Source organism: Methanocaldococcus sp. FS406-22, from assembly GCF_000025525.1.
In the GTDB taxonomy this organism is placed as follows: Archaea; AGJL01; Methanococci; order Methanococcales; family Methanocaldococcaceae; genus Methanocaldococcus.
The window spans coordinates 1723334-1748714 of sequence record NC_013887.1; the positions used below are offsets into that span (position 1 = coordinate 1723334).

Genomic DNA, 25381 nt, shown 5'->3' on the forward strand with positions numbered 1-25381 from the left:
TATATCACAAATTAAATTATACTTTGCTAATTAAAAGATTTATTAGTGGTGATATACCTTGCTAATTGTTAAAAAAACAGATAGATTGGAAGGGATTGTTAAAGCTCCTCCTTCAAAGTCTTATACGCATAGAGCAGTTATTGGAGCATCATTAGCAGAGGGAATAAGCAGAATCATAAATCCACTCTGGGGAGCTGACTGTTTATCATCAGTTCATGGATGTAAAATGCTTGGAGCTGATATAACTTTAGATAAAGAAAAAGATGAGTGGGTTGTTAAAGGAGGAGAGCTAAAAACACCAGATAACATTATAGATATTGGAAATAGTGGAACAACTCTAAGGATTCTAACATCTATTGCCTCACAGATACCAAAGGGCTATGCAATCTTAACTGGGGATGAGTCAATAAGGAAGAGACCAATGCAACCTTTATTAGATGCTCTAAAACAGCTAAATATAGAGGCATTTTCATCAAAATTAGATGGAACAGCTCCAATAATAGTTAAAAGTGGAAAAATTGATGGGAATGTTGTAAAGATTAGAGGAGATATTAGCTCTCAATTTATAACCTCTTTGATGATGCTTCTCCCATTTAATAAGGAAGATACTGAAATCATCTTAACCTCTCCACTAAAGTCAAAGCCATATATTGATATAACATTAGATATTTTAAACAACTTTGGCATAAAAATTGATAAAACAGACAATGGATTTTTAGTTTATGGAAATCAGAAGTATAAACCAATAGATTATATTGTTGAAGGAGATTATTCTTCAGCATCCTACTTAATAGCTGCTGGAGTTTTAATAAATTCAAATATAACCATTGAAAACCTATTTGCCAATTCAAAGCAAGGAGATAAGGCTATAATTAACATCGTCAAAGAAATGGGAGCAGATGTTAAAGTTAAAAAAGATAGAGTTATTATTGAAGGAGAATACAGCTTAGAGGGCATAGATGTTGATGTTAAAGACATTCCAGATTTAGTTCCAACAATTGCAGTTTTAGGATGCTTTGCAGAGGGAAAAACAGAGATTTACAATGGAGAGCATGTTAGATTAAAGGAGTGCGACAGATTAAGAGCCTGTGCTGTAGAACTAAAAAAGATGGGAGCAGATATTGAAGAGAAACCAGATGGTTTAATTATAAGAGGAGTTAAAAAGCTAAAAGGGGCTAAGCTAAATACCTATCACGACCATAGATTGGTTATGGCATTTACCATAGCTGGTTTAAAGGCAGAGGGAGAGACAATTATTGAAGGAGAGGAGGCAGTTAAAATATCCTTCCCAAACTTTGTTGATGTTATGAAGAGCTTAGGGGCTAATATAGTGGTTGGATAAAAATAATAAAATTTTTATAAAGATGGCATAAAATTCTACTCATGTAAATTTATAGTTTTTTGAAAAAGTTATTAAAATTAAAAAGGAAAGTTTGAACGCCTTCCAAAGAAAGGCGTTCATTATGTGCCTTATTCATCCAAGACATTTTTGCAAAAAACTATATGCTGGTGATGTTTATGGATTTCTTATTTGAGAATAGTTGGAAGGCAGTTTGTCCTTATAATCCAAAATTGGACTTAAAAGACATTTATATATATGACACAACCTTAAGAGACGGAGAACAAACTCCCGGAGTTTGCTTCACTAAAGAACAAAAATTAGAGATAGCAAGGAAGTTGGATGAACTCGGCTTAAAGCAGATTGAAGCTGGATTTCCTATAGTCTCTGAAAGAGAGGCAGATATTGTTAAAACTATAGCCAACGAAGGACTTAATGCCGATATATTAGCTTTGTGCAGAGCTTTAAAGAAAGACATTGATAAGGCAATAGAGTGCGATGTAGATGGGATTATTACCTTTATAGCAACCTCTCCTCTCCACTTAAAATATAAATTCAACAACAAAAGCTTAGATGAAATCTTAGAGATGGGAGTTGAGGCAGTTGAGTATGCAAAAGAACATGGGCTGTTTGTAGCTTTCTCTGCAGAGGATGCGACAAGAACACCAATAGAGGATTTGATTAAAGTGCATAAAGCCGCTGAAGAGGCTGGAGCAGATAGGGTTCATATAGCAGACACAACTGGATGTGCAACACCACAGAGCATGGAGTTTATATGCAGAACATTAAAAGAGAACTTAAAAAAAGCTCACATAGGAGTTCATTGCCACAACGACTTTGGATTTGCAGTTATAAACTCAATATATGGTTTAATTGGTGGAGCTAAGGCAGTTTCAACAACAGTTAATGGTATTGGAGAGAGGGCTGGAAATGCCGCATTAGAGGAGCTAATTATGGCTTTAACTGTATTGTATGATGTTGATTTAGGCTTAAATTTGGAGGTTCTGCCAGAGTTGTGTAGAATGGTTGAGGAGTTTTCTGGAATAAAAATGCCAAGAAATAAGCCGATAGTTGGAGAGCTTGTCTTTGCTCATGAGAGTGGAATTCATGTTGATGCTGTCATAGAAAACCCATTAACCTATGAACCATTCCTTCCAGAGAAGATAGGGCTTAGGAGGAACATTATATTAGGAAAGCATTCCGGATGTAGGGCTGTTGCCTATAAGCTAAAGCTCATGGGCATTGATTACGATAGAGATATGTTATGTGAGATAGTTAAAAAGGTTAAAGAGATTAGGGAGGAAGGAAAGTTCATAACTGATGAGGTATTTAAGGAGATTGTTGAAGAGGTTTTAAGAAAGAGAAAATAATAGTTTTTTGCAAAAAACTATAAACTCCATTTCCAGAATGGAATTACCTCTATTAAATACTCTTTATTATCAATGTTTAGCTTTTCTAATCCTTCATCGTTATAGGTAATGATTTTTAGTTTGACATCTTTAAGATTTAAATCCTTAATGGCTTTTTCAAAGGCTTTAATCTCCCTATCTTTATTAATCTCATTTAACTCATAACACACTTGGATTAACTCCTTATTTTTATCAAATATTAAAAAATCAACCTCATAGTTTTTTCCTTTGACATAAAATAGATTCTCATTCTCAACAAAGCCCTTTTTCCTTAACTCTAAAAATACAATATTCTCTAAGATTCTTCCTTTGTTTTTGCTAAAACTTAAGGAAAAATTCCACATTCCGTCAATAACATAGAGTTTTGAGTTAGAGACAGTTTTTGTTTTATATGAGAAGTTGTTTAATAAAAATATCAGATAGGCATCACCAAAATATTCTAAGTAATTATAAATGCATTCTCTACTTATTTTTGTGTTGAATTCTTTTAGTAAATTGGTAATCTTTTTTATAGAAACCTCATTAGCAAACAAATTTATTAAAACATTTCTTAAAACCTTAATTTCCTTTATATTTCTAATATTATGCCTTTCAACAACATCTCTATAGAATATGCTATCTAAATACTCTTTAAGAATGTCTTTTTTAATTTCTTCATCATCTACCAAAGCTATTTCTGGAAAACCACCAAATTTGATAAATTCATTTAGATATTTCAACAACTCTGCCTTTTCTATAGTTGAATATCCTTTTTTAATCTCAAAATTCTTAAATTTTAAAAATTCCTTAAAGTTTAATGGTAATACTTCTGTTTTTAAACTTCTCCCTCTTAGAGATGTGGCAATTTCCTTTGATAATAATTTAGAGGATGAACCAGTTATAAAGATGTTGAAACCACTATCATTTAACCTTCTAACAAACTTATCCCAGTTATCAACACCTTGAATCTCATCAAAAAATAGGTTTTTGGAATTTTTTATAGATAATGCAATCTTTAGGAGTTCATTTAATTCGTTGGCATTTATGTTTATTAATCTCTCATCCTCAAAATTTATATAGATGAAGTCATCCTTAAAATGCTTATTTATAATTTGAAATAAAAAATATGTCTTTCCTCCCCTCCTTACACCATAAATTACCTTTATTTTATTAGGGAGGAGTTTTATCTCTTTATCCCTATCAATAACCTTGGCTTTTTTTACTCTGTCTAAGTTGTCTAATACAACCTCCTCAAATAATATCTTTTTGTCTATCATACTTGACACTCTTAATAATTTTTTGTCTAATATATTAGACAAAGTATTTAAACCTTTGCAAAGAAAGAAATATATAAAGCAGTTTCATAAATATACCTAAAATTGCATAATTTAGAGGGATACGATGAAACTCTTTGAATATCCGGGAATCCAAAATACAGATGAAACATTAAAAATAGCTGTGGAGAGAGCTAAAAAGGGAGATATAAAAAGTATAGTTGTTGCCTCATCTACTGGGTACACTGCTAAGAAACTGCTTGATTTGTTAGAGGAAGAGGGATTAAAGCTAAATGTTGTTGTCGTTACCTATCACCAAGGCTTTCATGGAGAGGATATAATATCAATGGATAAAGAGGTTGAGGAAGAGTTAAAGAGAAGAGGGGCTAAGGTATTTAGGGGTAGTCATGCCTTAAGTGGAGTTGAGAGAGGGATATCCAATAAATTGGGCGGATATGGGCCGGTTCAAGTTATAGCCGAGACGTTGAGAACATTTGGGCAAGGAGTTAAAGTTTGTTATGAGATAACAATTATGGCATGTGATGCTGGTTTGATAAAAGCAAAAGAGGAGGTTATAGCTATTGGTGGGACCTCAAGAGGGGCAGATACTGCAATGGTCATAAAGCCAGCTAATATGAACACCTTCTTCAACATAGAGGCAAGAGAAATTTTATGCATGCCAAGAATTAAAAAGAAGAAAGATGAAGAGGATGAATAAAAAATATTATTTATTATTTTCATTTTTTGTATTTGCTGTATTTTCTTTCACACTTTTTATTAACAGTAATAGTAATCATGATGAGCAAAATAAACCAATAATATTGGTTCATGACGTCTCTCCAATATATTTCAAGGAGTTAAAAGAGATTGTAAAGGTTATAAATAAACATCACTACCAAAATAGAACTTACCTTTTTTTAATTGTTAATCATGCAAATAAGTATAATTTAAAGAATTATCCTGAATTTGTAAAATATCTTCATAAATTGGAGAAAGAAGGATATCACATAGAGTTTCATGCCTATAACCATATAGGGGATGAGTTCTACTGTAATAAAACTGTTGCAGAGGAAAAGTTAAATAAATCATTTAAAATTTTGGAAGAATGTGGATTTAATCCTAAAAATATCAGATATTTTATCCCACCAAGATACAAAATATCTAAAGATGCTGAAAAACTGTTTTTAGAAAGAAATATTACAATAATCCTTGAGAATAAAATGATAACAAACAAAAATGGAAAGATAGTTAAAATTGACATCACAAACAGGGAATATACATGGTATCTTCCAAAATCATTATTAAAAATAGCTGAAAATATAGCAATAGCTGATTATAAAATAAGCATAAAAGAAAATAGGCAATTTTTTCTTTCAATTCACCCTAAGGCAGTTAATTATGGTGGTGGGTTAGAGTTCTTAGATTATTTCTTAAACGAAACATTGAAAAATTAATTACAACAACTCAACAAAGTTCTCTATAAGCTTTAATCCAATTTTTCCACTCTTTTCTGGATGAAATTGAGTTGCAAAGACATTATCTTTATTTATAACACTTGGAAACTCTTTGCCATATTCAGTTTTTCCAACTATGCAATCCTCAGTTGGATTTACGTGGTATGAATGAACAAAATAAAAGTAACTATTATCTTTTATCCCTTCAAATAATGGGCAGTCTTTAACTATCTTCACGCTATTCCAGCCCATGTGTGGAAGTTTCTCAACATCTCTAAACTTAACTACATTGCCTTTTATTATCCCTAAACCTTTAACTCCTATCTTTTCCTCACTCTCTTCAAACAAAATCTGCATCCCTAAGCAGATTCCTAAGAAAGGAACCCCATCAGAAACAATTTTATATATGGTCTCTTTCAATGGGGCTAAATGCTCCATTGCACTACCAAAATTTCCCACTCCTGGTAGAATTACCTTATCACAAGCTAATAACTCCTCACTATCACTGGTTATTATTGCTTTATCATAAAGCTCTACTGCCTTTTGAATGCTCCTCAAATTCCCTGCATTGTAATCAATGATGCCAATCATTTTCATCCCTAAAATTTAGAGTTCTTGAACCTCTTTTATTGTATCTAAAATCTTTTTTAAAGCTCTTTTAGCATCTTCCTCACTCTTTAAACCAGTGATAACAACTTTACCACTACCAAAGATTAACACAACAACCTTTGGGTCATCTAACCTATAAACAAGCCCTGGGAATTGTTCTGGCTCATATTCAGTGCCTTCAACCATCAATGCAATGTCATCTAAGTTTGGCTCAATGCCTAAATCAGCTGTTGCAACCATGTTTTGTATCTTAATATCTGGATTTTCAATGACATCCATTCCTGCTTCTTTCAATTCTTTTATAACTTTTTTAATGGCTATCTCTGCCTCTTCTTTGCTCTTAGCTCCAGTACAATTTACTTTTCCACTTCTAAATATTAATAAGGCTACTTTAGGAACTGATAATCTGCAAACTAATCCTGGGAATTGTTCTGGCTCATATTCAGCATTTTCTAAAATCATAGCAACCTCTTCTAAATCAATGTTGTCTCCAATCTTTGTTGAAACTACTACATTAACAATCTTAATTTCTGGTTCCATAGTTTCACCATATTTTAGTAGGTAACTTATGTATTATATAAAAACCCCATATATAAATACTTTATATAATATACAAATATTTTTAAATGCTCTATAAAATTTATATATTTAATTTAATAAATATAATGTCCAAAAATAAAAAAAGAAAGTAGAGAATTTATCCGAATAAAGCTGCCAATCCTGCAACTGCAGCTGTGTCTTCTTCTTTCTTCTCTTCTTTTTTCTCTTCTTCTTTCTTCTCCTCAGCAGCAGCTGCTGGAGCTGCAGCAGCAGGAGCAGCTGCAACAGGCATTGCAGCGTTTGCGATAGCTTCTTCGATATCTACTCCCTCCAATCCAGCAACTAATGCTTTAACTCTTGCCTCATCAACTTCTACACCTGCAGCTGATAAAACTGCTTTAATTGCGTCTTCTGTAATCTCTTTACCTGCACTGTGCAATAATAAAGCTGCGTATATGTATTCCATAATCTACACCTCCAATTTTCTATTTTAGTTTTTGTGGGTTATATTGTGTTTGTTTTATTTATTTTTTGCTTATTTATTCATTGATGTCTAATCATTGCCAATATCCAAACAACAACAATTGAAATAGAGTTTGCAATTCACTATTTATAATTAGTTATTTATATTTTTCGGTTAGAACAATAGGGCTAATCCAGCTGCTCCTGTGTCTTCTTCTTTCTTCTCTTCCTCTTTTTTCTCTTCTTCTTTCTTCTCCTCAGCTACTGGAGCAGCTGAAACTTCTACTGAGGATAACTTAGCTTTAATGTCTTCATCTAATGCTTCGTCAGGTAATTTGGATGCAACAGCTAATGCCTGAGCTTGAGCTTTTGCTAATATATCTCCAGCTGTTTCTTTTGTTACGAATGCTGTCTCTACTGATAAAGCTCTTGCGTTTATGAATGCCTTCTGTATTAAGAATGGCAATACTTCCTTTGCTGGGTATGCTGTGTTGAATGCTAAGTTGAATGCGTTTTGGTAAGCAGCCTGTATGTCAGCTAATAACTTCTCTTCATCAACTTTTAAGACATCTGGTGTGTAGATGATACCATCTTCATAAACAGCTAAGATGTTTAAACCAACTTTTATTGGCTTAATCCCTAATCTATCTAAGACAGCTGCCAATTTTGGTGAAACAACTTCTCCTTTTTTAACAACAACTTTATCTTCTTTAATTGCAATTTTACCTTTTTCTATTGCAGCTGGGATACCAACACTCTTAAGTTCTCCTAAGAAAGGTCCTGGAGGCATTCCAGTTGAACCTTTCTCAACTTTAATGTCACAAGGAGCTATCTGTCCTCCTCTTACAGGAGCAGGACTTTTATTCTCTTCTAACATCTTGTATAACTTGAATGGATTCATGTCTGTAACTAATATCGCTGCCCCTCTCTCAACGTAGTTTGCTAACTCAGCTAATTTTGGATTGTTTAATTCTTCAGCAGCTTCTTTTAAAGCCCTTATAATTAAAGTGTTTCTTGACATTCTTAATTTAACTTTATCTCTAATTTTATCTCTAATTTCTTGCAATTGAGGGGCAGGAACATCCATCATATCTACAATAGCTACTACAGGCTTACTTTTGATAAGCCCCTTGAGTGTTTTAACTTCCTCAATTTTCCATGGGGCTACGTGAGCTTTCACTTTTGTTTCCATTTCTATCCCCTTCACTTATTATTTAATTTATTTTTTCTTAGTCTTCTCTTTCTTAACCTTTACAGCAGGACCCATGGTTAGTTTAACATAAGCGTCTTTTATGTGGTAAAGACCTTTTTCATACTTCTTAGCAACAACGTTTAAAACTGCCTCTATATTATCAACTATCTGTTCGTCTGTCATTTTTTCGTTTCCAACTAATACTTGGAAGTATGGCTTATCTCTTGTGTTTATAACAACGGTCTTTTTTAGTCTTTCAACTAATGGCTTTATATTTGCGTTAGCTGGGACTGGTTTTGGCATCTTTCCTCTTGGCCCTAATATGACCCCCATGTATCTACCAATCAATGGCATTAAGTCAGCTTGAGCTATAAAGAAGTCATGAGCATTAGCTATTTTTCTTAATTTTCTTTTATCTTTACCTAATTCTTCAATTTCTTCTTTTCTAATGACAGTTAATCCCATTTCCTCTGCCTGTTTAGCTAAGTCACCAGTTCCAATAACAGCTATTTTAGCTTCTTTCCCTCTTCCATGAGGAAGCACTACCTCTGTCTTTATCCTATTCTCTGGCTTCCTCATGTCAATCTCTTTGAGGGTTGCTATGAATTCAAATGACTGTGTGAAGTTTCTCGGCTTCGCGAGTTCGCGAGCCTCCTTCACCGCTTGCAACAGTGCTTCTCTTTCCATGCTATCCTCCTTTTCTTTTTTATATTTAGTAAAAAGCATCCATATTATATAGCATCCAATATAAATATTTTACTTAAAAAAGTAAGGTTATTTTACCTATGTGTCTTTAATAGCAGATTTCAGGAAATTTTTGGAAAATTTTATATTGCTAAGATATCTGAAACCATATATAAAATTTTCGGTTAATTGAAATAGGACTTTGTTGTTTAAAACTCTCTAATTCTGTATGTTTAGTGATGATTACTATATTCTTTGATATCTTCCTCTAAGCAAATAATTAATGATTAATAAATAAATTATTAAAAATAAGGGTTGAAAATTTATCCTAAAATCTCTAATATCTTAGCCTTAACCTTCCCTTTTCCTCCTCTTGGCTCAACTAAAACTTTCCCACATGTTAAACATTTAACAACAGTAGCTGGACTCCCAAATACAATCTGTTCGTTGTTGCACTCTGGACATTGAACCCTTAAGAACTTTGTCCTTGGTTGTGGGATTAACTCCATTGTCTCCCCTCTCTACAATTTTGTTTAAGTGTTTAAAATAGGTTTAAAAATTTTGAGATTTTAAATTTATTTTTCAACGAACTCAAATCTTCCTGACCTGAAGCAGCCATTTGCCTTTGTGTGCATTTTTCCACATTCAGTACATTTAAACCTCAAGTCAATTTTTTTAACTGGCTTTGACCTGTCTGGCAATGGTCTTGGGAAACCTCCGTAACCTGCTGTAACTCTTCTAAACTGCCTCTGACCCCAAGTCAATTCACTTGGTTTTCCTTTTTTTGCCTTCTCTACAATGTGGATTGTGTGTTTTTTACAGTATGGGCAGTATCTTCTAACTTTCTTCGGCATTTTCATAATTTTCACCTATTCTTGAGATAATTTTGTGTTTTTCTAAAATATGTGATATTTTTTTGTCTAAAGAGAGGACATCATTTTTGTTTAGGTTATATATAAAAGTGCCGTCTGTGAATGGTGGAAAGTTTCTATCAACCTTTACAACATCAATATCATTTATTGTATATATAGGTTTTGGTGTATCAATCTCAGTAGGTTTTTCAAATTCAGGGGATTTCTCAATTTTTAATGTGACAGAGCTTTCAATGGCATGTATAATATTTAACTCTTCTGGAAGGAGATTTTCCCTCTCATTATCTAAATATAGAGCTTTATATATTCTCAACTTTCTAAGCTCTTTAAAATAATATTTTGCTCTTTCAAGTTCAATTTCATCTTCAATATTTTTTATATAATTTCTAACATCATCATAAAAATTATCAGGCAATTTTAATAATTTATCACTTTTTATCTCTTCAAAAAAATAATTTTTTAAAGATTCGTACATGTATTATCCCTCAATCCTTGGAGCTAATAAAAAGGTTAAATTAACTCCCGCAATTGAATATTCTAATTTTAAAGGCATGTCATTTCCAAGATAGATTTTAATTATATCCCCTGAACTAACGCCCTTAACCATGTCCATAAGGTAGTCAAGATTAAAAGCACTTTTTGCTTCTTCTTTAACCTCTAAGCTAATAATTGCAGAGCTGTCTTTTTCAAATATTGCCTCGTTCTCGTTTAAATCCCCCTTAGCATGAATAACAAATTTCTCCTCATCAGCTTTTAAAATTACATAATCACTGAATAAATCAGCATCCTTCAATGCTTCTTTGAAAGCATCTCCCTTTATCATGATAATATTTGGATATTCTATTTCAGGAACTTTAACTGATGAAGCAGATAAATCTAATAAAGCTAAGCTGAACTTCCTCTTTCCAGTGTTTTCGAAGATAATGTTTAGCTTGTTTTTCTCTTCATCCAACTCTAATATTAATTTATCCTTTGATTTAGCCCTGTTCATTACCTTCTTAAATGCTTCTAAATCAATTCCAATATCATGAGAATCTGCTTCGTATTCTTCAAAAGCCAATCTTGGAATTTCTAAGCTCACCAAAGCAACATGACTTGGGTCCATTGCACTTGCTTTTATTCCTTCCTCATCAACTTCAAAGCAAATCTCATCTAAAAGTGTTGAGATTGTGTCAACAACTTTTTTAAACTCTTTTGCACTCTCCATAACCCCTCTGAACATGATATATCACCAGCCTAAAATATGGTCAGTTGTATAAATATTATTTAATAGTAGATTTCTGAAAGAATAAATATAAAACCTATTTGAGGTTTTATAAATACCTTTTTATGTCAAAACTTTGAGGTTATAAAAACATTTTTATACTAATCTTTCATATTTTAGGTATTGTCTATCTTTTGTCTTTATGTCTCTAAAATACACATAAAATATGGTGGATAACTTTATATATACTTTTGTTTTTAGTTATTTTTAAGTTTTAGTTAATAATAACATTCTGGGATTACAATGAGAGAGAAACTTACTGAAATTAGGAAGAAGATTGATGAGATTGACAATAAGATATTAAAGCTAATTGCCGAAAGAAATAGTTTAGCTAAGGATGTGGCTGAGGTAAAAAATCAGCTTGGTATTCCTATTGACGACCCAGAGAGAGAAAAATATATATACGATAGAATAAGAAAACTTTGTAAAGAACATAACGTTGATGAAAATATTGGTATTAAAATATTTCAGATACTTATAGAACACAATAAAGCTCTCCAAAAACAGTATCTTGAGGAAACACAAAATAAAAACAAATAATTAATAAAAAATAAAAATTAAGCAGGTGAGACGATGGGAAGAATTAGGCAAGCATTAATTAAAAGAACAGCTATGGAATTAATTAAAAAATACAGAGACTTATTTACAACTGACTTTGAAACAAACAAAAGAGTTTTAGAAGAAGTTGCTCAAATATCAACAAAAAGATTAAGAAATAGGATTGCAGGTTATATCACCCACAAAATGAGACAGCTCCAATAAAGGTGAAGCTATGTTTAAGGGGGTTTATCCCGCCATAATTACTCCTTTTAAAAATAAAGAAGTCGATTTTGATGGATTGGAAGAGAACATAAACTTTTTAATTGAAAATGGAGTTAGTGGAGTTGTAGCTGTTGGAACTACTGGAGAAAGTCCCACTCTATCCCATGAAGAGCATAAAAAAGTTATTGAAAAGGTTGTAGAGATTGTTGATGGAAGAGTTCAAGTTATTGCAGGAGCAGGTTCAAACTGCACAGATGAGGCAATAGAGCTTTCTGTTTTTGCTGAAGATGTAGGGGCAGATGCCATTTTGTCAATAACTCCCTATTACAACAAACCTACACAAGAAGGTTTAAGAAGGCATTTTGGAAAGATTGCCGAATCAGTAAATCTTCCAATTGTCTTATACAATGTTCCTTCAAGAACTTCTGTTAATTTAGAACCAAAGACAGTAAAGCTTTTAGCTGAAGAATACAGCAACATTTCAGCAGTTAAAGAGGCAAATCCTAATTTATCCCAAGTTTCTGAGCTAATACATGATGCTAAGATAACAGTTCTTTCAGGAAATGATGAGCTAACCCTCCCAATAATCGCCTTAGGAGGAAAAGGAGTTATCAGTGTTGTTGCCAATATAGTTCCAAAAGAGTTCGTTGAAATGGTTGATTATGCTTTAAATGGAGATTTTGAAAAAGCAAGAGAACTCCACTATAGATTATTCCCATTAATGAAGGCAATGTTTATTGAAACCAATCCAATCCCTGTTAAAACTGCCCTAAATATGATGGGAAGACCTGCTGGGGAGTTAAGATTGCCATTATGTGAGATGAGTGAAGAGCATAAAAAGATTTTGGAAAATGTTTTAAGAGAACTTGGTTTAATCTAACCTTTACGGTGAGTTTAATGGATGAAAAAACCATTGAAAAAATAAAAAAAGAGGCTGAAGAGATTATCAATAAATTCAGCGAGGTTTTAGAGAAGTTCAACTTAGAGATGGAAGAGAGTTACTATATTATAGACAGCAGAAATGTTCTTAGGGAAGATGAAGCAGTTGAAAGTAATCCAGAATTTAGGGAGAAGTTTCTAAAAATTGCTCCTAAGGTAAATAAAGAGGGCTATGTTGTTGTAGAAAAGGGTAGCTGGTTAAAATAACAAAACCAAAAAGTTTAAGTAAGGGTTTCATATTATTTAGGTAAAAATTTAAAAAATAAGATAAGAGGGTGATACCATAAAGAGGAGTTCAAGAAGATGGAAAAAGAAAGGAAGAATGAGATGGAAATGGTACAAGAAAAGATTGAGAAGATTGAAAAGAGAGAGAAAGAGAGCTAGGTCATAAATTTATTTTACTTTTCTTATTTTTATAGAAGAATTAATCAATTAATTTAAATAAATTGTGAGATTATGAAAGTTGAGGGCATAACTAAAAAGATTATGGAACATTTAAAAGAGCCAATAACAATTAGAGAGCTTGCCAAAAAACTCAACATTCACCCAAAAAACTTGGATGTGAAAATTAGAGTTTTGAGGGATTTGGGATTAGTAGAAACTAAAAAAGGTAGGAATGGAGGGGTTAGATTAACAAAAGAGGGGTTGTATTTATTAGAAAAGGGAGAAATCACCTTAGGAGCTTTAAAATTACAGATTGTGGCTAAGGATAGGATTGGGTTATTGGCTGATATAACTTCAAGAATATCAAAAATTGGAGGGAATATAACATCAACAGTCCTTGAAAGGGAGGGAGATAAGGTAATTATTTACTTGGTTGTAGAAAATGTAGATAGGGATGAAATAAAAAATACTTTAAAGGAAGTGGTTGAAAAAATTTCTATTATTTGGTGAGTTGTTATGATAGAGGTTGAAATTAAAGTGAAAATTGATGATAAAGATAAAGTTGTAGAGCAATTAAAAAATCTTGGCTTTAAATTTATCAAAAAGAAATTTCAAGAGGATATTTATTTCAATGGAATTGATAGGGATTTTAGGGAAACCGATGAAGCTTTGAGGATTAGAGATGAAGATGGAAATTTCTTTGTTACATATAAAGGTCCAAAAATAGATAAAATATCAAAAACACGTGAAGAAATTGAAGTAAGAATTGAGGATAAAGAAAAGATGAGGCAGATATTTAAAAGACTTGGATTTAAAGAAGTTAAGCCCATTAGAAAGATTAGGGAGATTTACAAAAAGGGAGATATTGAGGCAAGTATTGATGATGTCGAGGGTCTCGGTTTGTTTTTAGAATTAGAAAAGTCAATCTCAGATATTACTGAAAAAGATAAGGTTTTGGAAGAACTTATGGAGATACTGAAAACTTTAAATATTAGTAAAGACAATATAATTAGAAAATCATACTTGGAGCTAAGGGGGTTGTAATGAAAAACACAAAAATAGGTAAGAGGCAAATATTGGCAATATTTGTAGCATTGCTTATGATGTTATCCATAATTCCAGTATTTTTAATGGGCTTTTAAAGGTTTTAAATTTTTAGGATTATTTAAAATAATTTCTAATCTTTCCAACCAAATCTCTTAAATCGTTTATGTTAGATGCTCTAATGTCCTTCTTTTGTGGAAATTTTAATATTATTTCATCAAATATATTTGTATTTTGTGGTTTTTTCATCATGTAGTAGTATCTTGCTATACAGTTGATTCTTGCGGTTATAAGCTCACTTAAATAAGTTAGACACATATCTTCTGTAACAAGTCCCATGTAATTACTTCCTTCCTCTGGCTTTAATAAAGCAATGCCTACTAAAATCTCTATTATATCACATTTAATAAGCTCCTTAGAGTTTTGCTGTTTCTTTTTTAGTTCATACAAATAGATAGCTAAATCTCTAATAGAAGTCCATGGTAAATCTAAGTTAGCTTTTTCTAAATCCTCTTTTTTTAATTTCCATAGTGGAACTTCTTTATCATCCAACAATACCTTATATTCTAAGCAAAGTTGGTATAGTGTTTCATAAACATCCATATTTTTCACTTAAAAATATTTTTTGCTATCAATATTCATTCTCAACAAAATTCTTAATAAGCTTTAACCCTAAATCTGGGAACTTCAATTTATTTGATTCGGTTAATATACTTTCTGGATGGAATTGAACTCCTTCAATTGGCAACTTTTTATGTCTAACTCCCATAACATAGTTATCGTCTAAGCTCTTAGCAGTTATTTTTAACTCTTTTGGAACTTCCTTAGCTATTAGGGAATGATACCTCCCTCCATAGAATGGGTTAGGAATGTCTTTAAAAATTCCCTCACCATCATGCTCTATTAAACTTGCCTTTCCATGCATAACTCTATCTGCTCTCCCAACCTCTCCACCAAATGCCTCAACGATACACTGATGCCCTAAGCAAACCCCTAATATTGGAATTTCTACCTCTTGAATAATCTTTATGCAGTTACCAGCCTCTTTTGGAGTTTTCGGCCCTGGGCTTATAATTATTCTATCTGGGTCTATTTTCTTTATCTCCTCTAATGTAATTTTGTTATCTACTAACTTAACTTTATAGCCCAAAGTCCCTACATATTGAACTAAATTCCAAACGAATGAGTCAATATTATCAATAACTAAAACTTTTTTAGTTCCCATTTTAATCAATCCCCCAAATTGTCCAATTTATATTAACAAAAATTAGTGGGAAAATAATAGATGATAATAAAAGATAATTTGGCATTTTACTATAAAAATTTTAAAAATAATAATTTACATCCTTCCTGGGCATCTTATACCCAACAATCCTAAACCTATCTCTAATACAGTTTTAGTGCTTTTAACTAATTTTAATCTTGATTTTTTGACATTGTCATCAACTTTTGTCATTAAAATTGGACAATTTGCATAGAATCTATTAAATACCTTAGCAAGCTCTAATAAGTAGTTTGCTAATACATGCACCTTTCTATTTTCAGCACTTTCTTTAATTATATCCTTAAATTCGTCCAACATCTTAATTAATTCTTTCTCCTCATTTGTTAATTCATAGTTGAATACTGCCTCATCTTTAACTCCTTTATTTTCTGCCTCTTTTAAAATACTACAACATCTTGCATGGGCATACTGTATAAATGGACATCCAACCTTTTCAAAGTCCAAGGCTTCTTCCCATTTAAATACCATTGGCTTCTCTGGGGAAATTCTTGCTATGTTATATCTTACAGCCCCCAATCCAATATCGTAGGCAATATTTTCCTCTACTCCTCTCTTATTGCATTCTTCCTTAGCCCTCTTTATAGCCTCTTCCAATAGCTCATCAGCACTTATAAATCTCCCTCTTCTTGTGCTCATTGAACCCTCTGGAAGAGAGATGAACTCATAAAATATAACCTCTGGCACTTTGCTTCCAAGTAATTTTAAGGCAGCTTTAACCATCTCAGCTGTTAATTTGTGGTCTGCTCCTAAAACATCTATTCCAATATCACATTTTGATAGCTTATCTAAATGATAGGCAATATCTCTTGTTGAATACAAGCTTGTTCCGTTTGCCCTTGCTAAAACCATCTTCTTTTGAATACCAAATTCAGAAAGGTCAAGCATGTAGGTTTCTTCTTTAATTACCTTTCCAGTTTCCATTAATTTTTTTATAACTTCCTTAACTAATCCATTTCTTACATAGGAACTTTCCCAAACAAAGGTATCGTGCTTAATATTTAAATTATTTAATGTTTCTTTTATCCCATCCAATGCATAATTAACGGCAAACTCAAATTTTTTAGTTATCTCATTATTTTCATTCTTTTCTAAGGCATCTTCATACTCTCTCATTAATTCAAGGATTTTTTCTTCTTCTTCGGGATGCTCCTCCAAGTATTTATTAATTTTTACATAAGTTTCAGCAATTGCATGGTCTTTCTTTTTGTTTTCATCTAAACCAAATAAATCAATTCCATAAACAACCAAAGCCATCTGCCTACCCATATCATTTACATAGTAGTGGGTTTCAACATCGTAGCCATAGAACTCCAGTATTCTCTTTAAACAGTCTCCAATAATGGCATTTCTTAAATGTCCAATATGTAAAGGGCCGTTAGGGTTTGCTGATGTGTGCTCTAAGATAATTTTTATTCCTTTTTTGTCTCCTTTACCATAATCATTTCCTTTTTTATCAATATCCCCCAATAGATGTTTAGCAAATTTGTTATAATCGATGTAGAAGTTTATATATCCATTAACTGCCTTTATTTCTTTAACTCCTTCGATGTTCATAGCTTTTAACTTATCTACTAACTCCTCGGCAATGATTTTTGGATTTTTCTTTAACTCTTTAGCTAATCTAAAGCAGATATTTACAGAGTAGTCTCCCAACTCTAAGTTTGGTGTTTTATCCAATTTTATGTCAAGCTCTTTGCCTATCTCTTTGCTAATCACTTCTTTTAATGCGTTGATAATATTGCTTTTGATGTCCATAGTTTTCCCTCATCCTTTTTTATTTAATTTTAAAATTAGCCAATTTGTTTAAATACTTTCTTTTTAATTTGTTAATTTAAATGTATAATAGAAAAGTTTATATATGAGGACGCTATATAAAAGCAGTGCTATTTTGTGGGCTGGTAGCTCAGACTGGGAGAGCGCCGCATTGGCTGTGCGGAGGCCGCGGGTTCAAATCCCGCCCAGTCCACCATTTTTTCTGGTTTCTAAGAAACTTTAGTTTCATAATTTTATAAAATTTAATTAAAATATTTGGATATTCACATTAATGAGTTATATATCTTTTGAATAACTTCAACTTTTTTAACAACCTCTATAGCATCTCTACCTAAAACCCTAATCATCGGCTCTTTTCCTTCTCCTCCTCTATCGTAGATAATGTCTGGAACTCCACTAAATTTTTCACAAGCTGTTTTTGTTCCCCATTCCATAGTTGAGACATTTGGTGGCTCATCCTTCCTATCAAATGAAGAAACTGTAAATTTATCCTTTAATAATTTTATCAACTCTTCATCATACTTTATATTCATGCAGGCCCTTATCTCTGGATTGAACTTATTTGCAGTTAGAATTATCTTTGCTATATGCTCTGAAGCTCCAAACTCAATATCTCCAACAATATAAAATCCTCCGAGCTTATTTTTTATTATCCTTCCAGTTAATGCCGCAACATCTTTAAAATCTCTTGGATATGGAAGGGACTCTGCTATATTACTCCCAACTTCTGGAATTAGGGTAAAGTTTATCTTTTTTAATAAATATAGGGCATAACTAAGGTTTTTTATTACTTGCTCTCTATTGATATAAGTAGGATTAGAGTTATAACCAAACTTTGATTTTTTTGCATAGATAACTGAAGATAAGACAAATTTCTTTGCCTCTCTAATGGCATCTTCTAAACTATAACCCTTAGATAAAAATGCAGTTATGGCTGTTGAATAAACACAGCCAGTCCCATGAACCTCTCTATCGACCTTAAATCCTTTAAATACTTTTATATTTTCAGAACCAATCTTTAAAACATCATCAATACCAGTAACTAAGATGTGTAGATCATCTCTAAGCTTTAGATTATTGTTCTTCACAAAATTCATTATCTTCTCATATTCATCTCTGTTAGGAGTTATTAAAAAGCTTTTATTGAAAAGCTCAACATATCTTTTCATTAATTCCTCATCAACAAACGAAAACTTTGTTGTAGAAGCAAGAACTGGGTCACATATAACCTTTAAATCATATTTATCAATGTATTTTAGCAAAATATCAATACTCTGCAAAGTTAAAACTCCAGTTTTTACATATTCTATATTAAATTCTTCAAAAATTGCTTTAAATTGATTTTTTATATTCTCTTCTGGTAAATCAAGCTTTTCATAAACTATTTTATTATTTTGAGGAATTACTGAGGTTATTATCGTTGGACAATAAACTCCCAAGGTATGGGCAGTTTTTACGTCTGCAGAGATACCAGCCCCTCCTGTAGGGTCATAACCACCAACAGCCAAGATAATCATTAAAACCACCAAATTGTTAATTTTACGAAAGAAAAAGTTGCTATAGGGATTTTACATTTATCTCTCTCAAACACTTCATAACTCTTTCTATGTTCTCCTCTAAAAATTCAATCCTTTCTAAGTCATCTTTAATATCATCTTCTTTAATTTTTCCTTCAGAGAGTTTCCTTTTAAGTTCATCTTTATTTTTAACATTGTATTTTTTAAAGATTTGATTTAATTCATTTTCAAGTTCCTCTAATTCCTCTAAAAATACTTTTTTCATTGAGTTTATTATTATCTTTTCCATATTTAACCCTCTTTGTTCTATATAAATTATAATTCACCCTAATCCAAAATCTGGGAGGTATATTTTTTATCTTCTTTTTTACTAACTTTTCTATCCATTTCTTTTATAGCAAGATATTCAAGAATGTCTTTTAAGCCTTTTTTGTTATCGTAGGTTATTGAGTTTAGCTTATCAATTATCTCATCTGCTAATTTTTTAGCTCTATCAGCATTTTGATAAGTTATTCTCATTTCAGTGTTGTAATCAGCCAGTTTTCTAAGATAATGCAACTTCTTAATTTTCTTAGACAATTTATCAAAATCCAAATTTCCAGTAATATCTGCAAGTTCTTCTAAATATGTCCTTAAATAAGAATGACTTCGAGGAGAATTTAATAAATCTTGTATTAACGGCCTTTTATCAACATTTAAAATCAAATCTCTAATCGTTAGAAAGATAAAATAGTAGTATCTCCCTATTGCAGTCCTACATCTATCCTCTGATTTATAACTTTTATCGTCCTTTATTTTCTCTGCAACATCATAAAATCCTTTTGGATTATAATAAAACTTCTTTTTCATAATCTCTACCTAAATACTAACGACATATATCTTTTTTCTTTCATCTCTATTGAAGTTTTTAATTATAGCTTCATCAATTTCATTAAGGATTTTAATCCATTCATCACTTGACAATTTACTTTTAAAGATAATTCTAACGTTTATCTCATCCTCAAAGTCATCATACTCCAATCTTATTTTAAACTTAATCTTTGGATAGTGCTTTTTTAAGTAATTTTCAACAAATTCAGCTATCTTTAAAGCCCTCCTCTTATCATAATCATTGAGTAAATTAAAGCCCCTATCTACTTCATATTTTTTCAATCTAATTAGATTTTTAATCTCTTTTAGTATCTCTTCCTTTGAAACTCCTTCTGGAAGTTCAATAGTTATCTTTGCATCTGTTGGCATAATTCCACCAAAATTTTATAATCTGTAGAATTCAATTAAGTCCTCCAACTTCTTTAATGCCTTTCCACTATCAATGGATTTTTCAGCTAATTTAATTCCTTCTTCAACATCTTTAGCCTCTTCAGCAATGTATAAGGCATAGGCAGCATTTAAAACAACAATATCCCTCTTAGCTCCTACCTCCTCTCCTTCAAATATATTTCTAATTATCTTAGCATTTTCTTCAGCATTTCCTCCTTTAATATCTTCTAACTTAGCTCTCTTAATGCCAAAATCCTCTGGTTCGATGTAGTAGCTCTTTACCTCTCCATTTCTTAGTTCAGATATCTTTGTCTTTCCAATTGTTGTTATCTCATCCATTCCACTACCATGCACTACCAAAGCCCCTCTCAATCCCAAATTCTTTAAAACATTTGCTAACTTCTCTGTCAATGCCTCATCATAAACTCCCATTAGTTGATAGTTGGCATTTGCTGGGTTTGTTAAAGGTCCCAATACATTAAAAACTGTCCTAATTCCCAACTCTCTCCTAACTGGCGTTGCATACTTCATTGCTGGGTGGAAATTGGGAGCAAACAAAAATCCTATGCCTATCTTCTCTATAGACTCCTTAACTCTCTCAATAGGAACATTTAAATTAACTCCCAAAGCCTCTAAGACATCAGCACTTCCACTTTTGCTACTAACTGCCTTATTCCCATGCTTTGCAACTGGAACATAAACAGAGACAACAAAAGCAGTTGCTGTGCTTATATTGAAGGTGTTTAAGTTATCTCCACCAGTTCCACATGTGTCTAATAATTTTGGAACGTCTGGATTTATCTTTAATGAGAATTCTCTCATAATCTTTGCAAATGCTGTTATCTCATCTATTGTCTCTCCTTTCATTCTCAAAGCTGTTAAGATAGCGGCTATCTGTGTTGGCTTTGCATTTCCACTCATTATTTCTTTCATAACAGCCTCTGCCTCTCTTTCATCTAAATCTTTAAATTCAATAACCTTTTTTAATGCTTCAGTTATCATGCTATCCCTCATTTTTATAGTGTCTTTCAAAATTAATAAAATTTATTCAAGGAAAAATTGAACGCCTTCCAAAGGAAGGCGTTCATCTATGCCTCAGTTATTTCAGAAGTTTTGAAAGACACTATATCTTTATAATATAATGCAACTGCTCTTATTGAAAATATCCCTAAATAGAAATCAATAAATGCTGATAATGCGTAGGAGAGTATCTTTATCACCATATAAACAACTGCAATGTTTTTGTTGTTGTATGCCAAAATTTCTAAGAATACTCCGATTATATCAAGTGGTATTACAATTATTAAGCTTATAACAATTCCAATAATTGCAATAACAATTAGCAAAATAACATATTTTAAACTTATCATTTTAAATATTTCCCTAAATTCAAAGAATCCAAAAAATCCTTTAACTGAATAATTAACCTCTGCCAACTTAGAATAAAACCAAAGGGCAAAACTAAACAAAATTATCAATAGCACACTAAACAACATAACAGCCACTCCAAGCATGTTGTTGAAATGCATCATAAACATTCCAAGCACAAAAACTATAGCTGGGATTAGTAAAAAAGCTATTACCAGTATAAAATTACCAATGAGATATAAAATCCCCTTAACAAGCAAGTCTCCAATATTGTCCCAATTAGGAGCTTCATCAAGTCCTTCAACAGTTGTTCTCATAACTCTAACGTAATAACCAGATATAAGCATTGATACGACCAATCCAATAAGAAGAACTATGGCTATATAAATCATAAATAACATTATAAAATAAAAAGAATCTGTATTTGTTTTTTCTATGAACAGTTGCATAAATCCAACCAATGCCCCACCCATAGCACCAACTATTGCACTTATTAACCCTCCAACACATAACTTTTTAAAGTTAAAAATGATATAGTTGTATGTATCTTTTAAATAACTTTCAATAGTTCCCATAACCTCACCCCTAAGTTTATTATAAAAATTTATCTATAAAATTATTTAAAATCTTTACTGGGTGATAACTTGTTATACAACATGGATGAGAGATTTGAGATTAAAGATATTGTTGCGAGAGAGGTTATTGACTCAAGAGGAAACCCAACGGTTGAAGTAGAGGTTATAACAAAAGGAAACGGCTATGGTTCAGCAATTGTTCCAAGTGGTGCATCAACTGGAACTCATGAGGCATTGGAGTTGAGAGATAAAGAGCAGAGATTTGGAGGAAAAGGAGTTTTAATGGCAGTTGAGAATGTAAATTCAATAATTAGGCCAGAGATTTTAGGATATGATGCAAGGATGCAGAGAGAAATAGATAATATAATGATTCAATTAGATGGAACTCCAAACAAATCTAAGCTTGGAGCTAATGCAATATTGGCTGTTTCTTTGGCAGTAGCAAAGGCAGCAGCAGCAACGGCAAAAATCCCCCTCTACAAGTATTTGGGAGGATTTAACTCCTATGTTATGCCAGTTCCAATGATGAACGTTATAAACGGAGGAAAACATGCTGGAAATGATTTAGATTTGCAAGAGTTTATGATAATGCCAGTTGGAGCTACTTCAATATCAGAGGCAGTAAGGATGGGTTCTGAAGTATATCACGTATTAAAAAATGTTATATTGGAAAAATATGGTAAGAATGCTGTGAATGTTGGAGATGAGGGAGGTTTTGCCCCTCCATTAAAAACATCAAGAGAGGCTTTAGATTTACTAACTGAAAGTGTTAAAAAAGCTGGATATGGGGATGAAATTGTCTTTGCCTTAGATGCTGCCGCCTCAGAGTTTTATAAAGATGGCTACTATTACGTTGAGGGCAGAAAATTAACAAGAGAAGAGCTTTTAGATTATTATAAGGCATTGGTTGAAGAATATCCAATCGTCTCAATCGAAGACCCATTCCATGAAGAGGACTTTGAGGGCTTTGCAATGATGACTAAAGAGTTGGATATTCAAATAGTTGGAGATGATTTGTTTGTTACAAACGTTGAGAGATTAAGAAAAGGTATTGAGATGAAAGCCGCAAATGCGTTATTGTTGAAGGTTAATCAGATTGGAACTTTGAGTGAGGCAGTTGATGCCGCTCAATTGGCATTTAGAAATGGGTATGGAGTTGTTGTCTCACACAGAAGTGGAGAGACAGAGGATACAACAATAGCTGATTTGGCAGTTGCCTTAAACTCTGGGCAAATAAAGACAGGAGCTCCAGCAAGAGGGGAAAGAACAGCTAAATACAACCAGTTAATTAGAATTGAGCAAGAGTTGGGATTGAGTAAGTATGCTGGTAAAAACTTCAGATGCCCATTTTAAATTCTCTCATTTTTTCTTTTCAATAGATATTATATTTTTAAGATTCTTGTATGATTCAGATATAATTTCTTTAACTATTTTTAAGTGATGCAAAAATCCTAAATATTCAATTGTTGATGAAAATGGTGGAAAATCAACTAATATTGGGTTATGGACTGCATTACTGAGTTTATGATATTCAATGTATGCTTTATACGATGGATTATTTAGTTTTTCTTCTTTTTTATCTGGTAAAGTAATATTCTGTTCGATAGCATCGAATACAAACAATTTATGGATTCTAAGAATATCTATTGTTTCCATAAATAACGTATCTTTAAAGTCAATATCCTCTTTTTCTTCTTTTAGCCATTTAATAAAGTTTCTATTTTTGTATGTTCCTTTTAATACTTTGTAATTAGTTATATTATGGTTGGTTTTTTTATCTTCTTTATCATAACGGAGAGGAGCTAAGATTACCACTCCTCTTTCATCATAAAATGGTCTAAACCATATATTTTCAAAGTTTTCAATGTAATATTTAATTCCAACATAAAATAGTTTATTCTTTTCTTCTTCTGAAAGAAAATTTAATTCTACAATTTTCGGGTATTCTCTACTTAATGAATACATAAAAAGTATTGCTCCAATATCAACAAGCAATTTTCTAAGCAATAGATATCCAGAAAAATATTGGCCATTATTTGCTATATGACGTAGTTGGTATAGTAGGTTAAGCATATCTGCAAAAGTAGAATCAACAAATACTTTTAATTCAAACAACTCTATACTTTCAGTAGGAATAACGATAATTTTCTTTAATTTTTCTATAAGTTTTTGGATTTCAGTTAATTCTTTAGATAAGCTCAATCCACAATTTTCAAGAACTTCAAATATCTCTGGAGGCTTTACATCTAAATCTAATCTTTCATATCTTGGTGTGAGCTCACTTGCCATTTCGTAAATTTGGTGAGGATAATCATAACCATTATTTAACTTTTCAATAAAATTTTTAATTTTCTCTGGCCAAAATTCTTTATAATAACGTTTTGCGTCGATTATTATAACCGGTGTTTTATAATATGGTTCATATCGAATCCTCCATTTAATACCAATTTCTTCAAGATTCTTTGAAATAAAACCAATTTGAGTATTTTCATCAGTTTTTTCTTTATTTATATCATCAATGGTTGATTTTATTTTGTTAATTTTGTGATTAAGTTCATTTATTGTTTTTGGTGCTATATTTACAGCATCTTTAAATTTTTCATTGCAAATATGTCTTATTTCCACATATAGACACTCATTTGCTATTCTTGGAAAATCGGCAAAAACATGTCTTGTTCCAAATCTTATATTGGAGTTCCTTCCACTGTATATGGACAAGTATGGAATACTAAACAATTTAGAGGGATTTTTAGAAGATTGAACAAAAGAAATAAATGAGTTAATTTCTTTATTGGATATCATATCCGCCCCCCACTAATTTTCTGAGATAATAATAATTTATGTTCTAAATTTTATTTTAGAGTAGTTAATCTTGTTTTCTCTTACGAGCTATGGAAATCCAGAACTCTGGGTCTGTTTCTTTGCCAAGATATTCTTGTCCAGTTCCATTATCACTTGGTTTTACCAGTTTAACTGTTTTTATTTTACCTGTCCATCCTGACGTTTTTATTAACCATTTAGCTCCACAATCTTGACAAACTACTTCGTGAGTATCGTTAATAGAAAATCCCCATGATAATTTTACAAGTATGTTAGGACTTTCACAAATAGGACATGCACTAAAATACTCAATTATATTATTCTTAGTATTGGTGTAAATATACCCAAACCAGAGTAAATAAAGTAATAACATCCATACACTTATTTGAGTTAGATGTCCTCCAAGTATTATTACTTCAACATCCCAGCCAAATAATAAAAGCCAAATACCTAATACAATTAAAAAACAAAATACTACTACAATCACAATAACACTAGTCCAATTTACAATAATTTTCATTATATTTCCCCCCACAGTTTTAGATAAGTTTTATCGTGTATGATTTTACTCAATTG

General features: G+C 31.8%; 33 protein-coding genes and 1 tRNA gene. 13 read left to right on the top strand and 21 right to left on the bottom strand.

Annotated elements, in window-relative coordinates; genetic code table 11:
• Nucleotides 1-58: 58 nt before the first annotated feature.
• Together aroA and MFS40622_RS08990 are read left to right on the top strand one after the other, a co-directional pair.
• Nucleotides 59-1342 carry a 3-phosphoshikimate 1-carboxyvinyltransferase gene (gene aroA / locus MFS40622_RS08985; RefSeq protein ID WP_012981359.1) on the top strand — a complete coding sequence of 428 codons (1284 nt, stop codon included), beginning with the start codon at nt 59-61 and terminating at the stop codon, nt 1340-1342.
• A gap of 176 nt (nt 1343-1518) precedes the next feature.
• Nucleotides 1519-2709, top strand: coding sequence for a homocitrate synthase family protein (locus MFS40622_RS08990; protein WP_012981360.1), 1191 nt, complete (start codon nt 1519-1521; stop codon nt 2707-2709).
• A 17-nt stretch (nt 2710-2726) separates the two neighbouring features.
• On the opposite strand, the gene MFS40622_RS08995 is transcribed toward MFS40622_RS08990, so the two are convergent.
• Nucleotides 2727-4004, bottom strand: a complete 1278-nt coding sequence (locus MFS40622_RS08995) for an ATP-binding protein (RefSeq protein WP_012981361.1) — start codon at nt 4002-4004, stop codon at nt 2727-2729.
• Nucleotides 4005-4128: 124 nt separating this feature from the next.
• Here MFS40622_RS08995 and MFS40622_RS09000 point away from each other — a divergent pair, with 124 nt between their 5' ends.
• A complete protein-coding gene (locus tag MFS40622_RS09000; RefSeq protein WP_012981362.1) occupies nt 4129-4719 on the top strand; it encodes a pyruvate kinase alpha/beta domain-containing protein in 591 nt (196 codons plus the stop codon).
• Nucleotides 4712-5455 carry a DUF2334 domain-containing protein gene (locus tag MFS40622_RS09005; RefSeq protein ID WP_012981363.1) on the top strand — a complete coding sequence of 248 codons (744 nt, stop codon included), beginning with the start codon at nt 4712-4714 and terminating at the stop codon, nt 5453-5455. The genes MFS40622_RS09000 and MFS40622_RS09005 overlap by 8 nt, the downstream gene beginning before the upstream one ends.
• Here the strand turns inward: MFS40622_RS09005 and hisH are convergent, their stop codons facing one another.
• From hisH to MFS40622_RS09050, 9 genes are all read right to left on the bottom strand, one after another.
• Entirely contained in the window at nt 5456-6046 is a 591-nt protein-coding gene (gene hisH, locus MFS40622_RS09010) for an imidazole glycerol phosphate synthase subunit HisH (protein WP_012981364.1), read from the bottom strand. It lies immediately after the preceding gene.
• Between the two features lie 15 nt (nt 6047-6061).
• Entirely contained in the window at nt 6062-6604 is a 543-nt protein-coding gene (locus MFS40622_RS09015; RefSeq protein WP_012981365.1) for a TATA-box-binding protein, read from the bottom strand.
• A 157-nt stretch (nt 6605-6761) separates the two neighbouring features.
• Nucleotides 6762-7070 carry a 50S ribosomal protein P1 gene (gene rpl12p / locus MFS40622_RS09020; RefSeq protein ID WP_012981366.1) on the bottom strand — a complete coding sequence of 103 codons (309 nt, stop codon included), beginning with the start codon at nt 7068-7070 and terminating at the stop codon, nt 6762-6764.
• Nucleotides 7071-7241: 171 nt separating this feature from the next.
• Nucleotides 7242-8258, bottom strand: coding sequence for a 50S ribosomal protein L10 (locus tag MFS40622_RS09025; RefSeq protein WP_012981367.1), 1017 nt, complete (start codon nt 8256-8258; stop codon nt 7242-7244).
• Between the two features lie 27 nt (nt 8259-8285).
• Entirely contained in the window at nt 8286-8945 is a 660-nt protein-coding gene (locus MFS40622_RS09030; protein ID WP_012981368.1) for a 50S ribosomal protein L1, read from the bottom strand.
• A 320-nt stretch (nt 8946-9265) separates the two neighbouring features.
• Nucleotides 9266-9451 (bottom strand): 30S ribosomal protein S27e, encoded by a 186-nt coding sequence (locus MFS40622_RS09035; RefSeq protein WP_012981369.1) that lies wholly within the window; start codon nt 9449-9451, stop codon nt 9266-9268.
• A gap of 66 nt (nt 9452-9517) precedes the next feature.
• Nucleotides 9518-9802 carry a 50S ribosomal protein L44e gene (locus tag MFS40622_RS09040; protein ID WP_012981370.1) on the bottom strand — a complete coding sequence of 95 codons (285 nt, stop codon included), beginning with the start codon at nt 9800-9802 and terminating at the stop codon, nt 9518-9520.
• On the bottom strand, nt 9780-10289 hold the full coding sequence (locus MFS40622_RS09045) for a hypothetical protein (protein WP_012981371.1): 510 nt from the start codon (nt 10287-10289) through the stop codon (nt 9780-9782). The genes MFS40622_RS09040 and MFS40622_RS09045 overlap by 23 nt, the downstream gene beginning before the upstream one ends.
• Nucleotides 10290-10292: 3 nt before the next feature.
• Nucleotides 10293-11036, bottom strand: coding sequence for a DNA polymerase sliding clamp (locus MFS40622_RS09050; RefSeq protein ID WP_198003841.1), 744 nt, complete (start codon nt 11034-11036; stop codon nt 10293-10295).
• 285 nt (nt 11037-11321) lie between these two features.
• Between MFS40622_RS09050 and MFS40622_RS09055 the strand changes: the two genes are divergently transcribed.
• From MFS40622_RS09055 to cyaB, 7 genes are all read left to right on the top strand, one after another.
• Nucleotides 11322-11618, top strand: a complete 297-nt coding sequence (locus tag MFS40622_RS09055; RefSeq protein ID WP_012981373.1) for a chorismate mutase — start codon at nt 11322-11324, stop codon at nt 11616-11618.
• Between the two features lie 33 nt (nt 11619-11651).
• Nucleotides 11652-11840 (top strand): 30S ribosomal protein S17e, encoded by a 189-nt coding sequence (locus MFS40622_RS09060; RefSeq protein WP_012981374.1) that lies wholly within the window; start codon nt 11652-11654, stop codon nt 11838-11840.
• A gap of 10 nt (nt 11841-11850) precedes the next feature.
• Nucleotides 11851-12720, top strand: a complete 870-nt coding sequence (dapA, locus tag MFS40622_RS09065; RefSeq protein ID WP_012981375.1) for a 4-hydroxy-tetrahydrodipicolinate synthase — start codon at nt 11851-11853, stop codon at nt 12718-12720.
• Between the two features lie 17 nt (nt 12721-12737).
• Nucleotides 12738-12986: an Asp-tRNA(Asn) amidotransferase subunit GatC gene (gene gatC, locus MFS40622_RS09070; protein WP_012981376.1), complete on the top strand. Its 249-nt coding sequence runs from the start codon at nt 12738-12740 to the stop codon at nt 12984-12986.
• Nucleotides 12987-13062: 76 nt separating this feature from the next.
• On the top strand, nt 13063-13170 hold the full coding sequence (locus tag MFS40622_RS09825; RefSeq protein ID WP_081874506.1) for a 50S ribosomal protein L41e: 108 nt from the start codon (nt 13063-13065) through the stop codon (nt 13168-13170).
• Nucleotides 13171-13235: 65 nt separating this feature from the next.
• Complete coding sequence (locus MFS40622_RS09075; RefSeq protein ID WP_012981377.1) at nt 13236-13673, top strand: Rrf2 family transcriptional regulator; 438 nt, start codon at nt 13236-13238, stop codon at nt 13671-13673.
• A 6-nt stretch (nt 13674-13679) separates the two neighbouring features.
• Nucleotides 13680-14207 carry a class IV adenylate cyclase gene (gene cyaB / locus MFS40622_RS09080; RefSeq protein ID WP_012981378.1) on the top strand — a complete coding sequence of 176 codons (528 nt, stop codon included), beginning with the start codon at nt 13680-13682 and terminating at the stop codon, nt 14205-14207.
• Nucleotides 14208-14324: 117 nt separating this feature from the next.
• Here cyaB and MFS40622_RS09085 read toward each other — a convergent pair whose 3' ends face one another.
• The 3 genes from MFS40622_RS09085 to argS form a co-directional block, all read right to left on the bottom strand.
• On the bottom strand, nt 14325-14810 hold the full coding sequence (locus MFS40622_RS09085) for a hypothetical protein (RefSeq protein ID WP_012981380.1): 486 nt from the start codon (nt 14808-14810) through the stop codon (nt 14325-14327).
• A gap of 28 nt (nt 14811-14838) precedes the next feature.
• Entirely contained in the window at nt 14839-15432 is a 594-nt protein-coding gene (locus tag MFS40622_RS09090) for an aminodeoxychorismate/anthranilate synthase component II (RefSeq protein ID WP_012981381.1), read from the bottom strand.
• A gap of 114 nt (nt 15433-15546) precedes the next feature.
• Nucleotides 15547-17247 (bottom strand): arginine--tRNA ligase, encoded by a 1701-nt coding sequence (gene argS / locus MFS40622_RS09095; protein ID WP_012981382.1) that lies wholly within the window; start codon nt 17245-17247, stop codon nt 15547-15549.
• Nucleotides 17248-17384: 137 nt separating this feature from the next.
• On the opposite strand from argS, the gene MFS40622_RS09100 reads away from it, so the two are divergent.
• A tRNA-Ala gene (locus MFS40622_RS09100) sits at nt 17385-17461 on the top strand.
• A gap of 67 nt (nt 17462-17528) precedes the next feature.
• Here the strand turns inward: MFS40622_RS09100 and MFS40622_RS09105 are convergent.
• The 6 genes from MFS40622_RS09105 to MFS40622_RS09130 all read right to left on the bottom strand — a co-directional run bounded on the left by MFS40622_RS09105 (nt 17529) and on the right by MFS40622_RS09130 (nt 21985).
• Nucleotides 17529-18782, bottom strand: a complete 1254-nt coding sequence (locus tag MFS40622_RS09105) for a thiamine-phosphate synthase family protein (protein ID WP_012981383.1) — start codon at nt 18780-18782, stop codon at nt 17529-17531.
• 40 nt (nt 18783-18822) lie between these two features.
• Nucleotides 18823-19071 (bottom strand): hypothetical protein, encoded by a 249-nt coding sequence (locus MFS40622_RS09110; RefSeq protein WP_012981384.1) that lies wholly within the window; start codon nt 19069-19071, stop codon nt 18823-18825.
• Between the two features lie 38 nt (nt 19072-19109).
• Nucleotides 19110-19631: a HEPN domain-containing protein gene (locus MFS40622_RS09115; protein ID WP_012981385.1), complete on the bottom strand. Its 522-nt coding sequence runs from the start codon at nt 19629-19631 to the stop codon at nt 19110-19112.
• Nucleotides 19632-19640: 9 nt separating this feature from the next.
• Complete coding sequence (locus MFS40622_RS09120) at nt 19641-20021, bottom strand: hypothetical protein (RefSeq protein WP_012981386.1); 381 nt, start codon at nt 20019-20021, stop codon at nt 19641-19643.
• A 15-nt stretch (nt 20022-20036) separates the two neighbouring features.
• A complete protein-coding gene (gene trpD / locus MFS40622_RS09125) occupies nt 20037-21044 on the bottom strand; it encodes an anthranilate phosphoribosyltransferase (protein ID WP_012981387.1) in 1008 nt (335 codons plus the stop codon).
• A gap of 86 nt (nt 21045-21130) precedes the next feature.
• Nucleotides 21131-21985, bottom strand: a complete 855-nt coding sequence (locus MFS40622_RS09130; RefSeq protein ID WP_012981388.1) for a DUF4013 domain-containing protein — start codon at nt 21983-21985, stop codon at nt 21131-21133.
• Nucleotides 21986-22066: 81 nt separating this feature from the next.
• Here MFS40622_RS09130 and eno point away from each other — a divergent pair, with 81 nt between their 5' ends.
• Entirely contained in the window at nt 22067-23338 is a 1272-nt protein-coding gene (gene eno / locus MFS40622_RS09135) for a phosphopyruvate hydratase (RefSeq protein WP_012981389.1), read from the top strand.
• A 6-nt stretch (nt 23339-23344) separates the two neighbouring features.
• Here eno and MFS40622_RS09140 read toward each other — a convergent pair whose 3' ends face one another.
• Both MFS40622_RS09140 and MFS40622_RS09745 read right to left on the bottom strand, forming a co-directional pair.
• Nucleotides 23345-24787 carry a hypothetical protein gene (locus MFS40622_RS09140; RefSeq protein ID WP_012981390.1) on the bottom strand — a complete coding sequence of 481 codons (1443 nt, stop codon included), beginning with the start codon at nt 24785-24787 and terminating at the stop codon, nt 23345-23347.
• A gap of 64 nt (nt 24788-24851) precedes the next feature.
• Nucleotides 24852-25325, bottom strand: a complete 474-nt coding sequence (locus MFS40622_RS09745) for a hypothetical protein (protein ID WP_012981391.1) — start codon at nt 25323-25325, stop codon at nt 24852-24854.
• Between the last annotated feature and the right edge of the window lie 56 nt (nt 25326-25381).

Excerpts from the sequence above, each read along its gene's own strand:
- MFS40622_RS09110 (WP_012981384.1), bottom strand. The coding sequence starts at position 19,071 with ATGGAAAAGATAATAATAAACTCAATGAAAAAAGTATTTTTAGAGGAA.
- MFS40622_RS09040 (WP_012981370.1), bottom strand. The coding sequence starts at position 9,802 with ATGAAAATGCCGAAGAAAGTTAGAAGATACTGCCCATACTGTAAAAAA.
- MFS40622_RS09055 (WP_012981373.1), top strand. The coding sequence starts at position 11,322 with ATGAGAGAGAAACTTACTGAAATTAGGAAGAAGATTGATGAGATTGAC.
- MFS40622_RS08995 (WP_012981361.1), bottom strand. The coding sequence starts at position 4,004 with ATGATAGACAAAAAGATATTATTTGAGGAGGTTGTATTAGACAACTTA.
- rpl12p (WP_012981366.1), bottom strand. The coding sequence starts at position 7,070 with ATGGAATACATATACGCAGCTTTATTATTGCACAGTGCAGGTAAAGAG.
- MFS40622_RS09130 (WP_012981388.1), bottom strand. The coding sequence starts at position 21,985 with ATGGGAACTATTGAAAGTTATTTAAAAGATACATACAACTATATCATT.
- eno (WP_012981389.1), top strand. The coding sequence starts at position 22,067 with ATGGATGAGAGATTTGAGATTAAAGATATTGTTGCGAGAGAGGTTATT.
- MFS40622_RS09120 (WP_012981386.1), bottom strand. The coding sequence starts at position 20,021 with ATGCCAACAGATGCAAAGATAACTATTGAACTTCCAGAAGGAGTTTCA.
- MFS40622_RS09140 (WP_012981390.1), bottom strand. The coding sequence starts at position 24,787 with ATGATATCCAATAAAGAAATTAACTCATTTATTTCTTTTGTTCAATCT.
- MFS40622_RS09115 (WP_012981385.1), bottom strand. The coding sequence starts at position 19,631 with ATGAAAAAGAAGTTTTATTATAATCCAAAAGGATTTTATGATGTTGCA.
- hisH (WP_012981364.1), bottom strand. The coding sequence starts at position 6,046 with ATGATTGGCATCATTGATTACAATGCAGGGAATTTGAGGAGCATTCAA.
- MFS40622_RS09030 (WP_012981368.1), bottom strand. The coding sequence starts at position 8,945 with ATGGAAAGAGAAGCACTGTTGCAAGCGGTGAAGGAGGCTCGCGAACTC.
- MFS40622_RS09090 (WP_012981381.1), bottom strand. The coding sequence starts at position 15,432 with ATGGGAACTAAAAAAGTTTTAGTTATTGATAATATTGACTCATTCGTT.
- MFS40622_RS09745 (WP_012981391.1), bottom strand. The coding sequence starts at position 25,325 with ATGAAAATTATTGTAAATTGGACTAGTGTTATTGTGATTGTAGTAGTA.
- trpD (WP_012981387.1), bottom strand. The coding sequence starts at position 21,044 with ATGATAACTGAAGCATTAAAAAAGGTTATTGAATTTAAAGATTTAGAT.
- gatC (WP_012981376.1), top strand. The coding sequence starts at position 12,738 with ATGGATGAAAAAACCATTGAAAAAATAAAAAAAGAGGCTGAAGAGATT.
- MFS40622_RS09085 (WP_012981380.1), bottom strand. The coding sequence starts at position 14,810 with ATGGATGTTTATGAAACACTATACCAACTTTGCTTAGAATATAAGGTA.
- MFS40622_RS09060 (WP_012981374.1), top strand. The coding sequence starts at position 11,652 with ATGGGAAGAATTAGGCAAGCATTAATTAAAAGAACAGCTATGGAATTA.
- argS (WP_012981382.1), bottom strand. The coding sequence starts at position 17,247 with ATGGACATCAAAAGCAATATTATCAACGCATTAAAAGAAGTGATTAGC.
- MFS40622_RS09015 (WP_012981365.1), bottom strand. The coding sequence starts at position 6,604 with ATGGAACCAGAAATTAAGATTGTTAATGTAGTAGTTTCAACAAAGATT.
- MFS40622_RS09025 (WP_012981367.1), bottom strand. The coding sequence starts at position 8,258 with ATGGAAACAAAAGTGAAAGCTCACGTAGCCCCATGGAAAATTGAGGAA.
- cyaB (WP_012981378.1), top strand. The coding sequence starts at position 13,680 with ATGATAGAGGTTGAAATTAAAGTGAAAATTGATGATAAAGATAAAGTT.
- MFS40622_RS09005 (WP_012981363.1), top strand. The coding sequence starts at position 4,712 with ATGAATAAAAAATATTATTTATTATTTTCATTTTTTGTATTTGCTGTA.
- MFS40622_RS09075 (WP_012981377.1), top strand. The coding sequence starts at position 13,236 with ATGAAAGTTGAGGGCATAACTAAAAAGATTATGGAACATTTAAAAGAG.
- dapA (WP_012981375.1), top strand. The coding sequence starts at position 11,851 with ATGTTTAAGGGGGTTTATCCCGCCATAATTACTCCTTTTAAAAATAAA.
- MFS40622_RS09105 (WP_012981383.1), bottom strand. The coding sequence starts at position 18,782 with ATGATTATCTTGGCTGTTGGTGGTTATGACCCTACAGGAGGGGCTGGT.
- MFS40622_RS09000 (WP_012981362.1), top strand. The coding sequence starts at position 4,129 with ATGAAACTCTTTGAATATCCGGGAATCCAAAATACAGATGAAACATTA.
- MFS40622_RS09035 (WP_012981369.1), bottom strand. The coding sequence starts at position 9,451 with ATGGAGTTAATCCCACAACCAAGGACAAAGTTCTTAAGGGTTCAATGT.
- MFS40622_RS08990 (WP_012981360.1), top strand. The coding sequence starts at position 1,519 with ATGGATTTCTTATTTGAGAATAGTTGGAAGGCAGTTTGTCCTTATAAT.
- MFS40622_RS09045 (WP_012981371.1), bottom strand. The coding sequence starts at position 10,289 with ATGTACGAATCTTTAAAAAATTATTTTTTTGAAGAGATAAAAAGTGAT.
- MFS40622_RS09050 (WP_198003841.1), bottom strand. The coding sequence starts at position 11,036 with ATGTTCAGAGGGGTTATGGAGAGTGCAAAAGAGTTTAAAAAAGTTGTT.